This is a genomic window from uncultured Roseovarius sp., from assembly GCF_913057115.1.
In the GTDB taxonomy this organism is placed as follows: domain Bacteria; phylum Pseudomonadota; class Alphaproteobacteria; order Rhodobacterales; family Rhodobacteraceae; genus Roseovarius.
The window spans coordinates 15,740-35,881 of the sequence record NZ_CAJXNN010000036.1 but is presented as its reverse complement, the minus strand read 5'-3'; the positions used below and the strand labels follow the sequence as shown (position 1 = coordinate 35,881).

18 protein-coding genes are annotated in these 20,142 nt (G+C 60.6%); 5 read left to right on the top strand and 13 right to left on the bottom strand.

What is annotated here, in order from left to right:
• From hslU to regB, 11 genes are all read right to left on the bottom strand, one after another.
• Positions 1-1,145, bottom strand: a 1,145-nt coding sequence (hslU, locus tag QZ498_RS13900) for an ATP-dependent protease ATPase subunit HslU (RefSeq protein ID WP_294623250.1), incomplete at its 3' end; no start/stop codon positions are given.
• A complete protein-coding gene (gene hslV / locus QZ498_RS13895) occupies positions 1,142-1,696 on the bottom strand; it encodes an ATP-dependent protease subunit HslV (RefSeq protein ID WP_294623248.1) in 555 nt (184 codons plus the stop codon). The genes hslU and hslV, both read right to left, overlap by 4 nt.
• Positions 1,697-1,755: 59 nt before the next feature.
• Complete coding sequence (locus QZ498_RS13890) at positions 1,756-2,904, bottom strand: amidohydrolase (protein WP_294623246.1); 1,149 nt, start codon at positions 2,902-2,904, stop codon at positions 1,756-1,758.
• 160 nt (positions 2,905-3,064) lie between these two features.
• Complete coding sequence (gene trxA / locus QZ498_RS13885) at positions 3,065-3,385, bottom strand: thioredoxin (RefSeq protein WP_294623244.1); 321 nt, start codon at positions 3,383-3,385, stop codon at positions 3,065-3,067.
• 61 nt (positions 3,386-3,446) lie between these two features.
• Positions 3,447-6,815, bottom strand: coding sequence for a double-strand break repair helicase AddA (addA, locus tag QZ498_RS13880; RefSeq protein WP_294623242.1), 3,369 nt, complete (start codon positions 6,813-6,815; stop codon positions 3,447-3,449).
• Positions 6,812-9,751, bottom strand: coding sequence for a double-strand break repair protein AddB (addB, locus tag QZ498_RS13875; protein WP_294623240.1), 2,940 nt, complete (start codon positions 9,749-9,751; stop codon positions 6,812-6,814). Before addB ends, addA begins: the two co-directional genes overlap by 4 nt.
• The gene (locus tag QZ498_RS13870; RefSeq protein WP_294623238.1) at positions 9,744-10,436 is read right to left on the bottom strand and encodes a nucleotidyltransferase family protein; all 693 of its coding nucleotides are present in this window, start codon (positions 10,434-10,436) and stop codon (positions 9,744-9,746) included. Before QZ498_RS13870 ends, addB begins: the two co-directional genes overlap by 8 nt.
• Complete coding sequence (locus QZ498_RS13865; RefSeq protein WP_294623236.1) at positions 10,412-11,422, bottom strand: phosphotransferase; 1,011 nt, start codon at positions 11,420-11,422, stop codon at positions 10,412-10,414. The genes QZ498_RS13870 and QZ498_RS13865 overlap by 25 nt, the downstream gene beginning before the upstream one ends.
• On the bottom strand, positions 11,409-11,891 hold the full coding sequence (tsaE, locus tag QZ498_RS13860; RefSeq protein ID WP_294623234.1) for a tRNA (adenosine(37)-N6)-threonylcarbamoyltransferase complex ATPase subunit type 1 TsaE: 483 nt from the start codon (positions 11,889-11,891) through the stop codon (positions 11,409-11,411). The genes QZ498_RS13865 and tsaE overlap by 14 nt, the downstream gene beginning before the upstream one ends.
• 40 nt (positions 11,892-11,931) lie before the next feature.
• A complete protein-coding gene (locus tag QZ498_RS13855) occupies positions 11,932-13,437 on the bottom strand; it encodes a PAS-domain containing protein (protein WP_294623232.1) in 1,506 nt (501 codons plus the stop codon).
• Positions 13,438-13,525: 88 nt separating this feature from the next.
• Positions 13,526-14,914: a sensor histidine kinase RegB gene (regB, locus tag QZ498_RS13850; protein ID WP_294623230.1), complete on the bottom strand. Its 1,389-nt coding sequence runs from the start codon at positions 14,912-14,914 to the stop codon at positions 13,526-13,528.
• A 91-nt stretch (positions 14,915-15,005) separates the two neighbouring features.
• Here regB and QZ498_RS13845 point away from each other — a divergent pair, with 91 nt between their 5' ends.
• Both QZ498_RS13845 and QZ498_RS13840 read left to right on the top strand, forming a co-directional pair.
• The gene (locus QZ498_RS13845; protein ID WP_294623228.1) at positions 15,006-15,635 is read left to right on the top strand and encodes an SCO family protein; all 630 of its coding nucleotides are present in this window, start codon (positions 15,006-15,008) and stop codon (positions 15,633-15,635) included.
• Between the two features lie 84 nt (positions 15,636-15,719).
• Entirely contained in the window at positions 15,720-16,271 is a 552-nt protein-coding gene (locus tag QZ498_RS13840) for an ActR/PrrA/RegA family redox response regulator transcription factor (RefSeq protein WP_294623226.1), read from the top strand.
• Between the two features lie 76 nt (positions 16,272-16,347).
• On the opposite strand, the gene QZ498_RS13835 is transcribed toward QZ498_RS13840, so the two are convergent.
• Both QZ498_RS13835 and QZ498_RS13830 read right to left on the bottom strand, forming a co-directional pair.
• On the bottom strand, positions 16,348-16,833 hold the full coding sequence (locus QZ498_RS13835) for a GNAT family N-acetyltransferase (protein WP_294623224.1): 486 nt from the start codon (positions 16,831-16,833) through the stop codon (positions 16,348-16,350).
• Positions 16,830-17,423 (bottom strand): HD family hydrolase, encoded by a 594-nt coding sequence (locus QZ498_RS13830; protein WP_294623222.1) that lies wholly within the window; start codon positions 17,421-17,423, stop codon positions 16,830-16,832. Before QZ498_RS13830 ends, QZ498_RS13835 begins: the two co-directional genes overlap by 4 nt.
• 107 nt (positions 17,424-17,530) lie before the next feature.
• Between QZ498_RS13830 and ahcY the strand changes: the two genes are divergently transcribed.
• The 3 genes from ahcY (at position 17,531) to QZ498_RS13815 (ending at position 20,139) form a co-directional block, all read left to right on the top strand.
• On the top strand, positions 17,531-18,919 hold the full coding sequence (ahcY, locus tag QZ498_RS13825) for an adenosylhomocysteinase (RefSeq protein WP_294623220.1): 1,389 nt from the start codon (positions 17,531-17,533) through the stop codon (positions 18,917-18,919).
• A 5-nt stretch (positions 18,920-18,924) separates the two neighbouring features.
• Positions 18,925-19,659 carry an extensin family protein gene (locus QZ498_RS13820; RefSeq protein WP_294623218.1) on the top strand — a complete coding sequence of 245 codons (735 nt, stop codon included), beginning with the start codon at positions 18,925-18,927 and terminating at the stop codon, positions 19,657-19,659.
• A gap of 138 nt (positions 19,660-19,797) precedes the next feature.
• Entirely contained in the window at positions 19,798-20,139 is a 342-nt protein-coding gene (locus tag QZ498_RS13815) for a DUF2853 family protein (RefSeq protein WP_154150834.1), read from the top strand.
• Positions 20,140-20,142: the final 3 nt, after the last annotated feature.

Sequence of the window (20,142 nt, the reverse complement as noted above, 5' to 3'; positions counted from 1 at the left end):
ATGTTTTCAACGGTCTGGTTGACCTCCGCCGCGATGCGGGCCAGCGCCGCGATGCCATCCTCAGTAAAGTCAACCGTCACCTCCTCGGTCCCCATGAGGGCAGTGTATTGGCGGGTGAGGGCGTTGTCAGTCTCGGTCAGGATGCGCACGAAATCTTCTTCGGTCAGGGCGCGCAGTTCGACTCGAATGGGCAGACGGCCTTGCAGTTCGGGCAGTAGATCGGAGGGTTTGGCGATGTGGAAGGCGCCCGAGGCGATGAACAGGATATGATCGGTTTTCACCGGGCCGTGCTTGGTTGACACGGTGGTGCCTTCGATCAGCGGCAGCAGGTCGCGCTGCACCCCCTCGCGGGAGACATCGCCGCCGCGGGCCTCAGATTTGGCGCAGACCTTGTCGATCTCATCGAGGAACACGATGCCGTTCTGTTCGACCGCTTCGAGCGCGGTTTTGTTGACGGTTTCATCATCGAGGAGTTTATCGGCCTCTTCACTGATCAAAAGCTCATAGCTTTCGGCGACGGTGAGTTTCTTGCGGGTGGTGCGGCCACCGAAGGCTTTGCCGAAGATGTCGCCAAGGTTCATCATCCCCAGTTGGGAGCCGGGCTGACCGGGGATATCCATCATGCCCATGGGGTTGGAATGATCGGCGACGTCAAGTTCGATCATCGTGTCATCGAGCAGCCCGTCGCGGAGTTTCTTGCGGAACATTTCGCGCGTGGCGTCGCGGGCGTCTTCGCCGGCGATGGCCTCGATCACCCGGTCCTCGGCGTTTTGATGGGCCGAGGCTTTGACATCCTCGCGCATGTAGTCGCGGGTTTGGGCGATGGCGGTATCGACCAGATCGCGGATGATTTGCTCCACGTCGCGGCCAACATAGCCGACTTCGGTGAACTTGGTGGCCTCGACCTTGATGAAGGGGGCGCGGGCGAGTTTGGCCAGACGGCGGGAGATTTCGGTTTTGCCGACGCCGGTGGGGCCGATCATCAGGATGTTTTTCGGGTACACTTCCTCGCGCAGGTCATCGGGCAGTTGCTTGCGCCGCCAACGGTTGCGCAGGGCGACGGCGGTGGCGCGCTTGGCGTCCTTCTGGCCGATGATGAAACGGTCAAGTTCGCTGACGATTTCGCGGGGGGTCAGGTCGGTCATTTGGAGATGCTTTCTACGGTCAGGTTGCCGTTGGTGTAGACGCAGATATCGGCGGCGATGGCCATGGCGTCGCGGGCGATCTGTTCGGCGGTGCGGTCGCTGTCCATCATGCCGCGGGCGGCGGCGAGGGCGTAGTTGCCGCCCGAGCCGATGGCGGTGCAGTTGTGTTCGGGTTCCAGCACGTCGCCTGCGCCGGTGATGACATAGATTTGGTCACCGTCGGTGACGATCAGCATCGCCTCCAACTTTTGCAGGTACTTGTCGGTGCGCCAGTCTTTGGCGAGTTCGACCGAGGCGCGTTGCAACTGGCCGGGGGTGGCCTCCAACTTCGTTTCAAGCCGTTCCAGAAGGGTGAAGGCATCGGCGGTGGAGCCTGCAAACCCTGCGACCACGTCATAACCGCCCGGAGAGATGCGGCGGACCTTGCGGGCGGTGCCCTTGATCACGGTTTGGCCAAGGCTGACTTGGCCGTCGCCTGCGATGACCACTTCGCCGCCTTTCTTGACGCCGACGATGGTGGTGCCGTGCCAGCCGGGGAATTCGTTGCTCATTGTCCGCCTCCGCTTTGGTTCGTGCCTATATGGAAGGCTGTGGCGCGTGGTGCAAGGGTTCAGCCCAGAAGGTCACACGCGATGCGGTGAAAGATGCCTGTGCCGATGGGAATGAGATCATCGGGAAAGTCGTAATCGGGGTTATGCAGAGCCGCATGGCCATGGCCCGCGCCCAGAAACAGCATGGCGGCGCGGGCGCTATGGCCGAAGCGCCCGAAATCCTCGGAGGGGCGCCAGGGTAGGCCGGTGGCGTCATGCGGGATTTGCAGCGCGTCGAGGGCGGCGGTGGCGATGGCCGTGGCCTCGGCATCATTTTCGCTGTGCAGGAAGATGTCGTGATAGGCGTGGGTGAAGGTCAGGCCATGGGTGTCGCAGGCCGTTTTCAGCAAGGTTAGAGCCTGATCGCAGAGGTTCGCCATCAGGTCATCGGTGAGCGTGCGCAGGGTGGCGAAAAGGCGGGCGTCGCCGGGGGCGATGCCGAACGCGGGTTCACCCATTTGCGTGTGGGTCACGGTGACGAGCGCAAAATCGGGGTCTGCGGTGGAGCCCTGGCTGAGCGCGGTAAGCTCTGGCATGAGTTGCGCCAGTGCCGCCATCGGGGAAATGCCGGTTTCAGGTTGTGAGGCATGGGCGGAGCGGCCTGTGAATTGGACCTCAAGTCCGCGAGATGCACAGGTGACCGGCCCGGAGGTAAGCGCCACATGACCGAATGGCAGGCCGGGCGTGTTGTGCAGCGCGAAGGCATATTGCGGTTGAATAGGGTCGAATTTCTCATCTTCCAGCACAGCCTTGGCCCCAGCCCCGGTTTCCTCGGCCGGTTGGAAAAGAAGAACCACACGGCCCTGCGCGGGACGTTGCCGCGACAAAAGCCGAGCCAGACCCATCAGGATCGCCATATGCCCATCGTGGCCGCAAAGGTGCCCGACCCCTTCGGCGAGGGAGCGATGGGCGGGCGTGCCAGTCTCGTAGATCGGCAGGGCGTCGAGTTCACAGCGGAAAAGGACTGTGGGGCCAGCCCCGGGGCCTTCGAACACCGCCGCCACGCCATGCCCACCCAGATCGGTGACCATTTGATCGGGCGAGAGCGGCGCGAATTCCTGCACGATGCGCTGGGCGGTTTGGGCCTCATGGCCGGACACCTCGGGGTGGCGGTGTAGGTCATGGCGCAGGGCGACGAGATCGAGAATATCGGAGTTTGTGAGGGTCATGCCCTGTTTGTCGCGCTTTGAGCTTGAAAAAGGAAGGGGTGTTGAGGTTTGAGGCCCAGGGCGCAGCCCTTCTCAATCCTTCTAGGCCGGAAAAATTCGTCCTTGTGCGAACAAAAAGGGCCGCCCAAAGGCAGCCCTTTTGAAACTTGTAGCGGATCGCTTAGATGCTTTCTTCGATCCAGCTTTGCAGCGCGGCTTTGGGTGCGGCGCCGGTTTTGTTCGAGACAACCTCGCCATCCTTGAAGATGAACAGCGCGGGAATACCGCGGATGCCCATTTGCACGGCGGCGTTGGGGTTGCTGTCGACGTCGACTTTGGCAATCTTCACTTTGCCTTCCATTTCGGCGGAAATCTCTTCCAGGGCCGGGCCGATCTGTTTGCAGGGGCCGCACCATTCGGCCCAGAAATCCACCACAACGGGGATGTCGGAATTCTTCACTTCGGCGTCGAAGGTATCATCGGTTACGGCAACGGTGGCCATGGGCTTTCTCCTGACAGGGGTGTGCGTTTGACCTGCAACCTATGTACGTGGGCCGGATGCGTCAAGCAATGGTCGTGGTCTTGAGCGCTTTGGTCACAAGATCGTGGGGCAGGGGCATGAGAGTTGCCGTGCGTGTCCAGACAAAAGCGGTTTGCACCGTGTGATCGGGGTAGATCGCGGCCAGCGCATGGGCATAAGCCCCCATTTGCCGCAAGAGGCCATCGGGGCAGGCCTGCGCGCTGTCGGGCACAACGGTGTTGGTTTTGAAATCCACCGCCAGCACGCTGTCAGGCGTCACGATCAGCGCGTCGATGATCCCGTGAATGCGGCGATTTTGCAGGGCTTCGATATTGGCGCTGATTGGCACTTCGGCCAATACATCAGGGGTGAAGAGATGCGCTAGTTCTGGCTTGGTGAGAACCGATTGTGCCTCGCTCAATAGCGCGGTCAGCTCCGCGCCCTCGGCGGCGTCGGGGCCATTGGCCAGCGCGCGCGCGGCGGTGTCGGGCCATGTGTCTTGGGACACGGTAGGCAGGATTTCCAGAAGGCGGTGAATTTGGCGGCCCCGGCGTTTGGCCTCTTCTTCCTCCAGTCCTTCACCCGGCAGGGCCTTCTTGCCGCCAAGCTCCGAAGGCTTGAGGGTATCCAAAGCAGTGGCTTTGTCCGGCGCCTTGGCGTGGAAATAGGCGGGGAGATCGGGGCGTACCGTAGAAGCCGTTTCGCGCTCTTTGCCTGCACCTGACACACCCCAATCGCCATACTCCAGACGCAAAGCGCCTTCGCCCTCGGTCGGGTGTGGCGCGGCACCACAAGCCTCAAGCCCCATGCGGACCTTGTCGTGCCATGTGTCACCATTCTTGCCCAAATCGCCCGCTGCTGCCACGATCAACCATTTTTCGGCCCGGGTCATGGCGACGTAAAGCAGGCGGTCGCGCTCGGCGGATTGCGCGGATTTCTTGGCGTCGATCATATCTCGGATCACCTGCGGCGCGTCGTCTGCGCCGGTTTTCCAAAGCGCGGTGTCCTGATGGGCAAGGATTTGATCCTTGACCTCGTTCTTGCGCTGACCCGTGTCAGGCAGGATGACGATAGGCGCTTCAAGCCCCTTGGCCCCGTGCACCGTCATCACCCGGATGCGGTTGCCGGCGCTGTCCATCTGGCGCTTGATCTCAAGGTCATCGGTTTCCAGCCAGACAAGGAACCCCGTCAGACTATCGACCGCGCGTTGTTCATAGGCCATGGCCTGTGACAAAAGCGCGTCGATGCCATCCTCGGCCTCGGTGCCAAGTCGAGCCAGAAGGTTACGGCGGCCGTGGTGGCGGGTGAGGATGCGTTGCAGAAGGTCATAGGGGCGCAGGAAATCGGCCTGTTTGCGCAGGTCACCCAGAACCGCCATGGTTTCGGGGTACTTTGCCGCGCGGTCGCGGAGTTCCGCCCAGAGGTATTTTTGCTTGCGGCCATGGGCGAGATCGTAAAGCTCGGCCTCGGACCAGCCAAAGAGTGGTGAGCGCAGGGCGGTGGCCAGTGCAAGGCTGTCTTCGGGCGTGGCGAGGAACGACAAAAGCGCGCCAAGGTCGCGCACGGCCATTTCCGCGCCCACCTTGAGGCGATCGGCTCCGGCGATGGGAAGGTCTTGATCCTTACATTCGCGGATGATCTCGTGGAACAAGGCGCTTCGGCGTTGCACAAGGATCAGGAAATCACCCGGCTGGGCGGGAACCATGCCGTCCTTGCCGTCCGGAATCGGCGTTTGGTCATCGATCATCTGGCGGATGGTCCGGGCGATCTTGCGGGCCAGCAGGATCGCGGGATCATTCGGCGCTTTGGTGTCGACAGGCAGGTACCACTCGGGCTGCTCTTCCTTCTCAGGCTTTTCGATCAGCGGCCAAAGATCGACCCGGCCGGGCATATCGGCTTTGAACGCCTTGTGGGACTGTTCCGGCGTAAAACCGCTTGTTTTGGCCTGCGAGAAGGTCGCGTCGACCAAGGACAGGATGGCATGTGACGAGCGAAAGGAATGTTCCATGCCCAAGGCCTGAAGCGGCGTGTTCGTGGCTTCAAGCCGGGTCGCGAATTCGTCTTTCATGCGGTCGAATTCCCGTGGATCGGCCCCTTGGAAGGAATAGATCGACTGCTTCTTGTCACCGACCACGAAGATCGTGCGCGGCGCATCGGCACGGGCACCTTCGCCGCTGGTGAATTCCTGTGCCAAGCGTTCGATCACTTGCCATTGTACGGGGCTGGTATCTTGCGCTTCATCCACCAAAACATGGTCAATCCCGCCGTCCAGCCGATAGAGCACCCAAGCCGCCACATCGGGGTTGGTCAAAAGATCACGGGTGCGCAGGATCAGGTCGTCGAAATCAAGCAGCCCACGGCGCAGCTTGGCCGCCTCGTAAGCCTCAAGAAAGATGGTGGCAAAGCTATGGAGGGCGCGGGTTTTCCGCATGGCGGCAAGGGCAAGTCGCCGGTCGCGGGCCGATTCCACGCGAGCCATCCAATCGTCGATTTGCGGCATGATTGCCGTAAGGCCCTCACGGCATGATTTGGTCGGAAAAGAGCCTATCTTGGCCGAAAATGGCTCTTTCGCGCCCGGCCCGTTGAGAAAAACACCCTCAAGCACTGCAAGTGCGGAAAGGTCAAGCGCGGTAATAGCGCGAAGCTTTGCACCCGCGCCTTGGTCTCGGGGACCGCTTGCCTCAAGCGCGGGGATCAAGTGATCCAATAGCGACCGTTCGCTGCCCAAGAAGACCGAAGCCAAGAGCGACTCTTCATTCAAATCACTTGGCACGCCAAAGATCTGCGCCAAATCCGCGTCATTGATTGGGGCTTTGAGCGCGCTGCCCGTCCGGACGATCTCGGCGATCAATTTATCCAGATCGCCACCGGTGTAGTGCCGCACAAGCGCGTAGAAGGAATTGGCCTGCGGCCCCGCGGCAATCTCCTCCACGATCTCGGCGCGCAGAAGGCTTGCGGTGCGGTCATCCATCTCGGTGAACTGGGGCGTGACACCGGCCTCAAGTGGAAAACGGCGCAGGAGCGACGAACAGAATGAGTGGATCGTCTGAATCTTCAACCCGCCGGGTGTTTCAATGGCGCAGGCGAACAGGCGCCGTGCCTTGCGTAGGGTGTCATCGCCCAGACTCTGCTCCACGCCAAGCTGTTCCAACTCCGCGCGCAGCATGTCGTTGGGCAGCATCGCCCATCCACCCAACCGCTCAAACAGACGGTTCTGCATCTCGTTGGCGGCCGCCTTGGTATAGGTCAGGCACAAAATGTGTTGTGGATCGACATCCTCCAGCAAAAGCCGCGCCACACGATCGGTGAGAACCCGCGTTTTGCCTGACCCCGCATTGGCTGAAAGCCAGGTCGAGCAGTCCGGGCGGGCGGCGTCCACTTGCCGTTGTGTGGCATCGTCCCGTTCGATCATGTCACCGGCTCCTCTTCCGGGTCATCGGTGATGTCCCATTCTCCGAACCGGGCCAGTTGATCGTAGTCGCCTTCCATATCCTTGGTGAACATGGCTCGACGCGAGGGGAAGCTTTTGCCCTCATCCAGATAGGCGGCGATCAGGGCCTCGAATTCTTTCCAGATCTTCTCGGCGGACTCTTCCTCCAAGGGCGCTGGCACTTCCTTGGGGTCATTGTTCAGGCTGAGGTAATAGGCCCCGGCCACCTTGTTTGGTGCAAGATCGCCAAAGCCGAACTGCTCGGCCATCGCGGCCTCAAGTAGCAATTGCTTGTCGAAATGCTTCTGCTGGTCTTTCGCGGGGGCGGCACCGGTCTTGTAATCGTAGATATAAAGCCGCCCGGTCTCGTCCATATCGATCCGGTCGGCGGTGCCGGAAAGGGTGAACCCCAGTTTGGGCAATTCCGCTTGGCCCTTTTCCTCGAGCACAGTTGGCCGAGCGCGGCTTCGCCGAGTTTCCTCGGACTCCAGTATCCAATCGGCCACCCGTTCCATCCGAGCCAGCCACATCGCGCGAACCTCGGGCCAAGGGACGTTTTCGGCCAAGATAGTCTCGGTTATGGCAATCAGGTTATTGCGAGTCAGCAGATCTGGATCATCCTTCGTGTCCTCGATGAATACCTCAAGCACCTTGTGCAGGACGGTGCCGCGCAACAGGGCATCAGGCGCTTTCATAAGCGGATCGAGCGGGCGCAGGTTCAGGACATGTTTGGCATAGATCGCGTAAGGATCGCGGATCAGGGTTTTTATCTCCGTCACCGATAGCTTTCTTGGGCGGGCGCTGGCCGGGGGTACAGGCGCGGGGCGTTTGGCTGGTGTCGCTTGGCCCGGGTCTTCAAGTTGCTCGGCCAACGAGAGCCATTTTTGCCCACGGGCGCGCATGGCATCCAGGGCGTCTTTGCCGCCACGCTCGGGAAGGCCCTTGAGCAGGTTTTCCAAGCGGTTGAGCCAGCGCGACACCACGGTTTCCGCATCATCAGACCGGATTGAGCGGGTCAACCAAACCTCGGGCGCGGTGGCGGCCTGTTGGAAATCATGCGCCGAAAGGCCGATGCGGCGTTCGGGCAGCAAAAGCCCGACGTCGTTGCGCAATTTCCTGTTCAGCCACGGGTCGGGCTTGGGCGCCTCGGGCCAGCTGCCTTCGTTCAGCCCTGCAAGAATCAGAAGGTCGGCCCCCTGAACGCGGGCCTCCAGCGTCCCCCAGATGCGGATATGCGGGTGCGGCGTGTCGGGGTTGCGCACCTCGCCCCGGCCCAGAATGGCGTTGAAGAGGTTGGCGTAATCGGGAGCGTTCAGCTGTCCGCCGTGTTTCGCGTTTTCCTGAAGTTCGGTGACTGCTTTCAGCGCCTCGCGCCCGGCTTCCTTTTCCCAAAGCGCCCCTGCGGCTTCGCCTTCAGGGCCTTGCGCGATACGGCTGGCCAAGGCGATGTGATCCTCTACCAGGCGCGTCAGTGATTGGTCGGTTTGCACCTCTTTTGCGCAGAAACAGTCTCGAATCCACGCCACCCACTCCTCGGCCTCCTCCTCCTTGCGGCCAGCCGCCCAAGCGGTCAGGCTTTCGGCATCGGGAAATGGCGGGCCATGGCGGCGCAGGTGCAATTCCAACTCGCGCGTCAACCGCAGGTGCGGACCACGCGCATTGCCGGTGTGGGTCAGCGGATGCTTGAGCAGGGTCAGAAGCGATTCCGCCGTCAGGCGGTTGCGCATCAGGTCCGCCACATGCCGCAAGAACCGCCCCGGCACGGAAAGATGCAGCGGTATGCCGGCGGAATCGTCCGGGGTTATGCCCCAACGGTCCAGAAGTGCGGTGACCTGCCGTGTCAGCGTTCGGTCCGGGGTGATAAGGGCCGCGGTGGTTTGATCCTCGGCGGCCTTACGCAGGCGCATGGCGATGGTCAGTGCCTCATCGCGGGTCGACTCGGCCTCCAACAGCGTGACATCGGCCATGGCCTTGGTCAGATCAGGCAAATTCGGCCCGTCACGCAGCCATTGATCGGTCACCGGTGCAGGACGCAGGGCAAGCGAGATCACCTTGTTGCGGTCATGGCTGACCGGGCCCGGCGCCCACGGCCATCGGGCGACATCGCGCGGGTGGCCACCCAGCCGCGCCATGAATTGGGCAAAGCGATATTGCGGATGGTCTTCGGAACTCATCGGGGTTTCGAGTGTGTCCCAGACGTCCTCGGGCATGTCTTCATCAAATCCCGGAAACACGACCGCACCTTGCGGCAGCCGTGCAACCGCCTGCATCAAGATCTGCGTTGCCCCGCGCGAGCCGGTTGAACCAGCCAGAATAATCGGATGATCCGGGGGCGTTTCCTGCCAGCGATCAATCAAGCGTTCAATCACCATGCGCTGCCGGGTTTCCACGTCGGGTTCTGTCTGACCAACATCGAAATAGGGTCTAACAATGCCTAAAAAGGCCTTTATTCGCTCCCAATGGCCGGATTGATCGGAAATATCCAGATCTTCGATCACCTCGGGCGGCACGCCTTCGCCATGCATTTCGTCCATCAGGCTGGCAAGGCTGTCGGACAGGTCATAGAGCGCGGCGCGCGGGGCCAGATCGGGGGATTGTTCCAGCAGGCGCTCCACCAGTTGCAACAATTCCAGCCGCCGCCGCAGGGGCGGCACCGCATCGGGCAAACCCGCCATCGCCCAATCCTCGCCCAGATCGGTCACGAGCGAGATACGCGGCAGTAGTAGCGCCGGGCCTTGGGCGAACATCTCGCGGATGCGGCGGGCCATGCGGCGGGTATTGACGATCAGCTGCACCCGCGCCAGCGCCTCGGGCGGCTTACCTTCTTGCAGCGCCAAAAGCCCGTCGACCAGCGCCTTGGGGAAATCCACGCCAAGCGGCACGCCAAAGACACGGGGGGCATCACTGGGATCAAACATTGCGGTATCCAAGCATCTCTTGAGCAAGAACGATACCCTCGGGGTGCCCCACGTCGCACCATTTGCCCGGATAGGATTCGGCAAAGAGGCGATCGTCCTCCAACATCCGGTTCCAAAGAAGATTGAGTGAGAAAACATCCTCGCCAACCTCCTGCATGCGGTCGGTCTTGAGGATTTGCAGCCCGGAATAGACTTGCCCCGGACCTCGGGTAACACGTCCATCCGGCGCAACCATGAAATCGCCCGCACCCTTGTGGCCCAAGGCGTTCTCGCGCGGCAGGCAGAGCAGAAGGGCGTCCATCTTTGAAGGCTCCCACGCCTCGGCCAGTTGTGACAGCGGATTCGGTCCTTTCCAGACTGCATCGCTATTCATGGTAAAAACCGGCCCATCGCCCAAGAGCGGCAGCGCGTGACGAAGGCCGCCGCCGGTGTCGAGAATATCGGGCGTTTCATGCGAAAACCGCACGTCGCTCCCTTTCAAGTGGTCGATCAGGGGGTCGGGTTTGTAATGCACATTGGCCACCACGGTCTCCACCCCATGGCCCCGCACCTGCTCCAGCGCGTGATCAATCAGCGGCCTGCCCGCCACTTCGATCATCGGTTTGGGCCGGTCGGCGGTCAGCGCGCCCATGCGCGTGCCGAAGCCGGCGGCAAAAAGCATCAGGGCGTTTGGTTTGTCGCGCATTGGTCTTTGAGCCTTTGGAGGGTGGCGGTATTCGGTACGGGAAGATGCCCGCGCACAAGGGTTGCGACATCGGCCAGTGCCGGGTCTTCAAGGTTGCGCATCAGGTGACCCCAAACGCGCGGGATCAGGTCAACGTAATGCGCCTTGCCGTCGCGGATGCAAAGGCGGGCGAAAACCCCGACAATCCGCAGGTTCCGTTGTGCCCCGAGCCGGTTGTAATCGGCGCGAAATCGCATCGGGTCCAGCCCGGATTGATCGATGTAGCGGTCGATCATTGCCTCTTCGATCCGCGGGGGCACATCGCGCCGCGCGTCCTGCAAGAGCGAGACCAGATCATAGGCCCGGTGGCCCAACATGGCATCCTGGAAATCCAACAAGCCCACGCGCGCCGCGCCCTTACGCTCAGGCAGCCAAAGCAGGTTTTCCGCGTGATAATCGCGTTGAATCAAAACATCGCTTGCGCCATGGAGTCCCTCTAGCGTGCTCTGCATCGCTTGCGCAAAGGCACGTCGCAGGCCGGGTTCGACCTTGGCATACCAATCAAACGGCAATGCGGCGAGATCAGCCATCAAGGGCGGGTCGTAGGCTGCCAGACCTTCGGCTGGTGGGGCCGCGTGTAACTGCACCAAAAGATCAGTTGCGGCCGAATAGAGACTGTTTTCAAGGTTTGGCTCGCGCGGGATCACCCGGGCAAAAAGGTCATCACCCAGATCCTCCAAAAGCAAGAATCCCAGCGCCTCGTCGCGCGCCAAAATCCTTGGCGCGCTCAGCCCCTGCGCTGTCAGGTATTCGGCGATGCGGATGAAAGGCGCGGTATCTTCGCCCTTCTCGAGCGGCGCATCCATCAAAACGGCGCTGCCGCCCTCGGGATGGGTCAGCCGGAGATAACGCCGGTTCGAGGCATCGCCCGCCAGAGGCGCGACAGTCGCCCCCTTCCAATCGGTGCCTTCGATGAATGTCTCGATCAGGGGATCACGATCCGACATCGGCGAGCTCCTTCACGCGGGGTGTCCATGCAGGGTCCAACCACTCGAAGATCAGGACACGGCTGTCATCCCCCGCCGGCGCTTCCAGTGTCAGGGATAGCGCGGCGGGCGGCGTCAACTCGCCCAATCGGTCGGGCCATTCGACAAGGCAGATCGCGGTTTCGAAGGCGTCGACAAGGCCCAGTTCTTCAATCTCGCTCGTATCGGTCAAGCGGTAGAGATCGGCGTGCCATATTTCGCCCGCAGGCCCCGGATAGTTCTGGACCAAGGTATAGGTCGGCGAGGGGACATCCTCAGGTTCGTCCAAAAGCCCCTGAATAAGGCACCGCGCGAAATGAGTTTTGCCGGCCCCCACCTCACCGTTCAGGAGCAGAACGTCACCGGGGGCCAAACGCGGGCCCAAGACCCGCGCCAGGGCACAGGTTTCTTCGGGGCTTTCGGTCGTGATCCGGGCAGTTTGGCGGGACATGACGCGACACTACACGCGCCTTCGCCGCCTGCAAGTGGGATCAGGCGCGTTCGGCCGTGCGGCTCGGCTCTGTTGAAGTGGCCATTGGCCGAACTTGCAGCATTTTCGTGCCCCCCGAAAGCGACCTCACGCGGCATTCGATGACTTGCCCTGCAGACCCCCGAAGAAGAAACTTTTCCTTCATGCCACCCATGTCCGAGGCAAGTCGCGCTTCGACCTCGCCCCAATCGGCGTGACCAAGCGGGGTGTCGGTATAGGCCTTGATAATATCGGCGACGCTGAAATCGGCGAAACTGCTGTCGGGGTCGATCCCCAAAAGATCGGCACAGCGCTGATTGCAGAACATCAGGAGATTCCGGGAATCGAAGACGGTGATGGCATCGTCCATTTCATCCAGCACCAGTTGCCGCAAATCCAATTGTGCGCGGAACCGCCGTTTGATCGACATCTCGTCAGTGATGTCTTCAATCAGGAAGGCAACCGCGCCGTCGGGGTGCGGCCGCCCCGTGATCCGATAGGTCAGGCCCGAGGGCAGTGCCCAGTTTTCCTGATACAGCCCGTCGGAGGCGCTTTCGATCATGTCGAGGATATGCTTTCGCCACTTGGCATAGTTGCGCGGTTCGGGCATCACTTGCCGGTCGCGCAAGCTGTCGAAAAAGCTCATGACATGCGGGCGCGCCGTCAGGAAGGGGGCGGGCAAGGCGGTCAGCTCCAGAAGCGCCGGGTTGAACAGGGCCAATTCCTGATTGCGGTCGAAGACGGCAAGGCCGGTGGTCAGGTTGGCAAAGGTCTTGGTCAGCGTCTGAACGAATTTGCGTTGGGCGTTTTCTGCCCTTACCAAGCCTGTGATCTCGGACACGAAAAGCGAGCTGCCGGTGTCATGCGCTGCGATGCGCAGCTCGAACGCGCGGCTTGTATCAGGGTCGGTGATCCGTCTGGCAGGCACGGCATTGCTCTCGTCTGCGCCGCTCTCTTCCATGGCGATATTGGCGACCACTGAGGGAAGCGAAGCCCATTCGGGGTTGTGCCATGTTGCGCGTCCGGCGCTATCGGTGACACAAACCGCATTGGGCGCGTCGTGCAACGCCTTGATCAGGTTTGTGCGGTGATGATGCGCCGTGGCATTGTTCAGGATGTCCCAAGCCGTCGGCGCGTTCTCCAAGGTCAAGCGAAGGCGGGTCGTTGCCCCTTGGCGGTGGCATATGAGGCGGGCCCCCTGTGCTGCGCCAATGGCCGGAAGGCGCACCTCCAAATCTTCCGGCAGGTCGGCAAGGGAGTTGGGCAAATCCGGAAACTGCGCCCCGATCGCTGTTCGAAAGCCCTCCCAGCTTTGCAAATCTTCCATTGAGCCATCGGCGCCGATATCCATGTCAGCCAACCTGTCGTCCTGAAACAGAAAGAATGCGTCACTTGGCAAGGCTTGACCTTGTATTGCGTGGTCCGAGGGTCTGGACAGGAAAAGCCCCGAAACCCAGAGAACGAAAAGCGCCACAATCGACGCCGCGCCCATGAGGATCAGGATATAAAGCGGTGTCACGACGTCCATGATACTCCCCTTGGCGACGGCCCTTGGGGGAAGAGTGCTCCTATCTTGGTTAATCCTTGGTTAATCGCTGATTAATGCGCGTGGTGCGCTACTGCCGGATTTGCTCGTTCTCGCCCATCGGCGCGCGGTCGCTACGCGGCTCGGCCTCCATACGCGCGCGGGGCCAACTGACCTCGACAAAAGCGCCGGTCCGCTCGGCCAGGGCCGATTGACGTTTGAAACTGTCCGACCCATTGGCAAAGCTCAGGTCCGCGCCCGAGCGTTCCAAAAGCGTCTTGGCAATGAACAGGCCAAGGCCCATCCCCTCGTATTCCGGGCGGCGGGCATCCGGTGGGCTGCTGCGGCGACGCACAAAAGGGTCGCCGATCCGGTTCAGGACATGCGGCGGGTACCCCCGCCCGTCATCCATGATCCGAATGACGATACGGTCTTCGGTCCAACGGCTTTCGACCCAGACCTTCTCTTGCGCGAAGTCCACCGCGTTCTGAACCAGATTGCGTAGCCCATGAATCACATCGGGGCGGCGCAGGACAGTGGGCGGCTCACCAGTGCTTTCGCTGCCGTGCTCGAAAAGGATGACCTTGCCGCGTTCGACATGCGGTTCTGCGGCTTCCTCGACTACGGCGGTCAGCGGCGCACGGCGCAACATCTGGTCGCTTTTGCCCGCCCGGCCCATCGACCGCAGGATATCGCGGCAGCGGTCCGCCTGTTCGCGGATTAAAAGCGCATCTTCGCGCAGATCATCACTATCGGCCAAATCCTCGGCCAGTTCCGAACTGGTCAGCTTGATCGTGGCCAAAGGCGTGCCAAGCTCATGCGCCGCCGCCGCCACCACACCGCCAAGGTCGGTCAATTTCTGTTCACGGGCCAAGGCCATCTGCGTGGCTTGCAGGGCATCCGACATTGAATGCATCTCGGATACGATCCAGCGTGAATAAACCCCCAAGAACACCACGGCGATGACGATCGCCGCCCAATTGCCGAAGATGAAGATCTGCGGCACCCGCAGGATAAACCCCTGCTCGGTGCGCAGGGGCAAGTAAAGCTGGGTCAACAACGACACGATCAAGATTGCCGTTAACCCAAGGAACATGGTCGAACGTGACGACAACGCCGAGGCCGAGACAATCACCGGCCCCACAATGAGGATCGAAAACGGATTGTTGAGGCCGCCAGTAAGATAAAGCATCAACCCCAGTTGCAGCATGTCGAACAACACGACCAAAAGCGTTTCGGTCTCGGACAGGCGCTTGTTTTCTGGATAGATGAATGACGCGACAAGATTCGACGTCACCGCCACGCCCACCGCCAGATAACACAACCCGATCTCCAGATTGAGGTTGTAAAGCCGCTGCGCCACGATCAGCGCGGTCACCTGCCCGAAAATCGCCCACCAGCGCAATAGGATCAGCGTGCGCAACCTGATCCAGCTTCCCCGGCTGGGAGATTTGAACATATCCATCGAAGAGTCGGACATCTGCGCCTTTCCGCCCCGTTGCAACTTGGGCATCCGATGTTAGATGTGCCATACGATGGGCGGCTTGCCTAGCTTCACAAAGGGAATTGAGATGACGCGGACCTATGCGATTGCGGCTGTGGTGGCCATTCTGGGCCTGTTGGGCGGTGTCTATTACATGACCATCGGCAGCGCACCGGACGACCAATTCGCCCAATGTCGCACTGGCAAGGTGGCCGGTGGCACATCGCAGATCGGTGGCCCGTTCACCTTGGTCAGCGAAACCGGCGAAACCGTCACCGATGCCGATGTGATCGACAAACCCTCGCTGATCTATTTCGGCTATACCTTCTGCCCGGATGTCTGCCCACTGGACAATTACCGCAACGCAGAGGCCATCAGGATTCTCGAAGAGCGTGGCGAGATCGTGAAACCGGTGTTCATCTCGGTCGACCCGGCCCGCGACACGCCCGAGGTCATGGCCGAATTCACCGATAATCTGCATCCCCGGATGCTGGGCTTGACCGGAACCGAGGAACAGGTCAAGGCTGCCAGCCGCGCCTATCGGACCTTTTACGAAAAACAAGCGCCTGCCGAAGGGGCCGAGGAATATTACCTCGTGGACCACACCACCATGACCTACCTGACCTTGCCCGAGCATGGTTTTGTCGAGTTCTTCCAACGGACGCTCAGCCCTGAACAAATGGCTGACAAGGTTCAATGTTTCCTCGATGCCATGTAAAGCGCCGCGTTCGTTTGACGCACCCCGAAACGCAGGCTAGAACTACTTTGAGTGTAGGTGAGCGCGAACGGGAGGAGCGGCTGAATGTCCGATAATTTGCACGATCTTGGTGAGGATCGCTCGCTTCTTCTCGTCGATGATGATGAGCCGTTTCTGCGGCGTCTGGCCAAGGCCATGGAAAAGCGCGGCTTTGAGGTGGAAACCGCGGGGTCCGTTGCCGCGGGAACTGCAATTGCCACGGCCCGACCGCCCGCCTATGCGGTGTGCGACCTGCGGCTTGAGGATGGCAATGGTCTGGATGTGGTCGAGGTGATCCGCGAGAAACGCCCCGACAGCCGCATCGTGGTTCTCACGGGCTATGGCGCGATTGCCACCGCCGTCGCTGCCGTCAAGATCGGGGCCACCGATTACCTGTCGAAACCCGCCGATGCGACCGACATCACCAGTGCGCTTTTGGCCAAGGGCGAAGACCTGCCGCCACCGCCAGAAAACCCGATGAGCGCGGACCGCGTGCGCTGGGAGCATATTCAGCGGGTTTATGAGCTGTGTGATCGCAATGTCTCTGAAACCGCGCGTCGGTTGAACATGCATCGCCGTACGCTGCAACGGATTCTGGCAAAGCGCAGCCCGCGTTAATCAAACCTTCGCGCTTTTTGCACCTGTTGGATGCCTCCGGCGGGAGTATTTTGGGAAAGATGAAAAGCGATGCGCTTCAGAGATCGAAGCGTTTCGAAATCTTGTCGACAACCTGACCATTGGCAAGGGTTTGGTTGGGCAGGCGGTCGTAATCCTCGAATCCGCGGCTTTGGTAATAGGCCAGCCCCCCGGCGTTATCGGCGCGGATCGTCGCGTTGATCCATTTGTAGCCCAGCGCGTGGGCGGCGCTTTTAGTGGTCTCGAAGAGTTTCGAACCAATACCAAGGCCAGTTGTGCCCAGCTTGACGAAGGTTGCGATATCGCAGGTCTCCGGCGGCAGATTGGGGTGCGGTTTGGCGTATTGAAAACCCAGAAGCTGGCCCGCCTCATCCTCGGCCACATGCCAGATGGACCTGGCGGGAGCTGTTTCGAGCCATTCGACAACTGTGCCGCGTGTGATCTCGTTGGTAAAGGCGGTGGTGCCGCCCTTGCGGATAATGGCATTGAGCAATTCGGCCATCTGGCGGGCATCCATCGGCCCGGCCGGTCGGATGTGAATCACCTGATCTCCTCCAGCAGAACGTTATGGCGCGTCACGTAATCGCGGCGTGTCTCCAGCGGTGGGCGCAGGACGATTTGCAAGCCCTGGATAACATCGGCCACCGGACGGCCAAAGAACTTGTCGGCCTCAGCGGTGGAAAACCCGGCGATCTGCGTGGCCTCCATCCAAGCGCTGATCTTGTCTGCCTTCTTGATCTGTTTCTTGATCTGCATCGGGATCACCGCAGGCAGGCCAAAGCGGATGTGAATCGCCGCCGTCAGGCGTTTATCCAACTCGTCATACCCCGGGCCAACGGCGGCTTTCACCGGGCTGATCATATCGCCGATTACGTACTCCGGGGCATCGTGCAAAAGCGCGGCCAGCTTCCACTTGGCGTCAATTCTGGGGTTGAGTCGCGTGAACAGCCGCTCCACCAAGAGTGAATGCTCGGCAACCGAATAGGCATAGTCCCCGACGGTCTGCCCATTCCAGCGCGCAACGAAGCTCAGGCCATGAGCGATATCCTCGATCTCGATATCCACCGGGGTCGGGTCGAGCAGATCAAGCCGCCTGCCGGACAGCATCTTCTGCCATGCACGGGGTTGTTTCATCGTGGCCTCTTTGTCGCGCCGCATCACTTGTGCGGCTCTGGCGTTGCCGAAGGAACTGACCGGTGCTATCTGCACGGCAAGATTACAGATTGCAAGGAGCCACCCGGATGGCACAGGACTATATCGTTAAAGACATCGCGCTTGCGGACTATGGCCGCAAGGAATTGGATATCGCCGAAACCGAAATGCCGGGCCTGATGGCTCTGCGCGAAGAATACGGCGCCGAACAGCCCCTGAAAGGCGCGCGCATCGTCGGCTCGCTCCACATGACGATACAGACCGCCGTTTTGATCGAAACGCTGACAGCGCTGGGCGCCGATGTGCGCTGGGCGTCGTGCAACATTTTCTCCACGCAGGACCACGCGGCGGCGGCGATCGCCGCGGGCGGCACGCCGGTTTTCGCGATCAAGGGTCAGACGCTGGAAGAGCATTGGGATTACTTGGATAAATCCTTCCTGTTCGACGATGGTCCCAACATGATCCTCGACGATGGTGGCGACGCCACGCTTTACATCCTGCTGGGCGCGCGTGCCGAAGCGGGTGAGGATATCATCCCCGTGCCGTCCTCTGAAGAAGAGGAAGTCATAAAGGCGCAAATCGCCAAGCGGATGAAAGAAAGCCCCGGCTGGTTCACAAAGGTCCGTGATCAGATCAAGGGAGTGTCCGAGGAAACCACCACCGGCGTCAACCGCCTTTACCAACTGGTGCGCGATGGCCAACTGCCCTTCCCGGCGATCAACGTGAACGACAGTGTCACCAAGTCGAAGTTCGACAACAAGTACGGCTGTAAAGAAAGCCTCGTCGATGGTATCCGGCGCGCCACCGACACCATGATGGCCGGTAAGGTTGCCGTGGTCATGGGTTACGGCGATGTGGGCAAAGGTTCCGCCGCTTCTCTGCGCGGTGCCGGCGCCCGCGTGAAGGTGACCGAGGTTGACCCGATTTGTGCCTTGCAAGCCGCGATGGACGGTTTCGAGGTGGTCTTGCTGGAAGATGTGGTATCCTCGGCGGATATCTTCATTACCACCACCGGCAACAAAGACGTCATCCGCATCGAGCATATGCGCGAGATGAAGGATATGGCGATCGTCGGCAACATCGGCCACTTCGACAATGAAATTCAGGTGGCCAGCCTGAAAAACCACAAGTGGACCAACGTCAAGGAACAGGTGGATATGATCGAAATGCCCTCGGGCAACCGGATCATCCTTCTGTCCGAAGGCCGCCTTTTGAACCTTGGTAACGCCACCGGCCACCCGTCCTTCGTGATGTCGGCCAGCTTCACCAATCAGGTACTGGCGCAGATCGAACTGTGGCAGCGCGGTGAGGAATACAAGAACGAGGTCTACATCCTGCCCAAGCATCTGGATGAAAAGGTCGCGCGCCTGCACCTTGACCGGATTGGTGTGAAGCTGACCCCGCTGGACCCCGAACAAGCGGCCTATATCGGCGTCAAACCCGAAGGCCCCTATAAGCCCGAGCATTATCGTTACTGACTGCGATGCGCTATGACTGGAAAATCATCCGCCCGGCCCTGCGCCGGGCGGTTTTGCGTGTGGGGGTTTTGATTTCTGTTTTGGGGGGTGGTGTGGCTCTGTTTCACCCCGAAACGCCGCTGCCGGATGAATGGAACCCGACCAAACCTTTGCAGGTCAATGCTCCGGTCACCGCGCTGACCTCGTGGAAACTGCGCGCAGCGTTGCGGCGCGATGACGCCTGTTTCGCTGCGTTGGAGCAGGTGGCGCATGTCTCCCGAATGCCACCCCTGTTCGACAGTGAAGAATGCCATATTCAGCCCCGCTTGGCCCTTAGCTCAATCGGCGATGCAACACTGGCGGCATTCGAGACACGGTGCCAAACCGCCCTGCGCCTCGCGATGTGGGAACAGCATGGCCTTCAGACCGCCGCGCGTCGCCACTTGGGGCGGGAGGTGATCGAGATCAGACACTATTCCAGCTATAGTTGCCGAAAAATGCGCACCAGCGCCGGTGAAAGTGACCGGATGAGCAGCCATGCCACCGCGAATGCAATTGATGTCTCGGGCTTTCGCCTTGCTGATGGCACCCTCGTGGACCTGCGCCGCGACTGGCCCGGCGAAGATGCCAAATCGGCCTTCCTGCGCGATGCCTTCGAAAGTGCCTGTATCTGGTTTCCCTTGGCGCTTGGTCCGGATTACAACAACCTGCATGCCGATCATTTCCACCTACAAGCCACGGGCTGGGGCCTGTGCCGATAATCTCTATAGGGGAAGTGGTGCCAATATTTCCCTTTGAGCACGCAAAAACAGGCGCTATCGTGCCTCTAGCACCATATTGGCGCTTTGATTTTGAAACATTTCACCGGCACATCGCCGGTTTCTGGTGGGAGAAAACAAATGGGCAAACGCGACGACCTTATCGCACAATACGCTGACGACTTGCGCAACAAATGCGGGATGCAGCCGGATATGGACCTTCTGACCAAGGTGACCATCGGCTGTGGTCCTGCAATCTATAACGCGGATGCCTCGACCGTCGCCGCCGGCCAACCCGAAGAGCTTGAAACCGTCAAGAACAACTTCCTCATCAAGAAGCTGGGCCTTGCCGATGGTCCGCAACTGATGGACGCGATCAACCAAGTGATCGAAACCTATGGCCGCTCCGAGCGCAACAAGTACCGTGCCGTGGTCTACTACATGCTGACCAAGCACTTCGGCAAAGAGTCGGTCTACGGCTAAGCC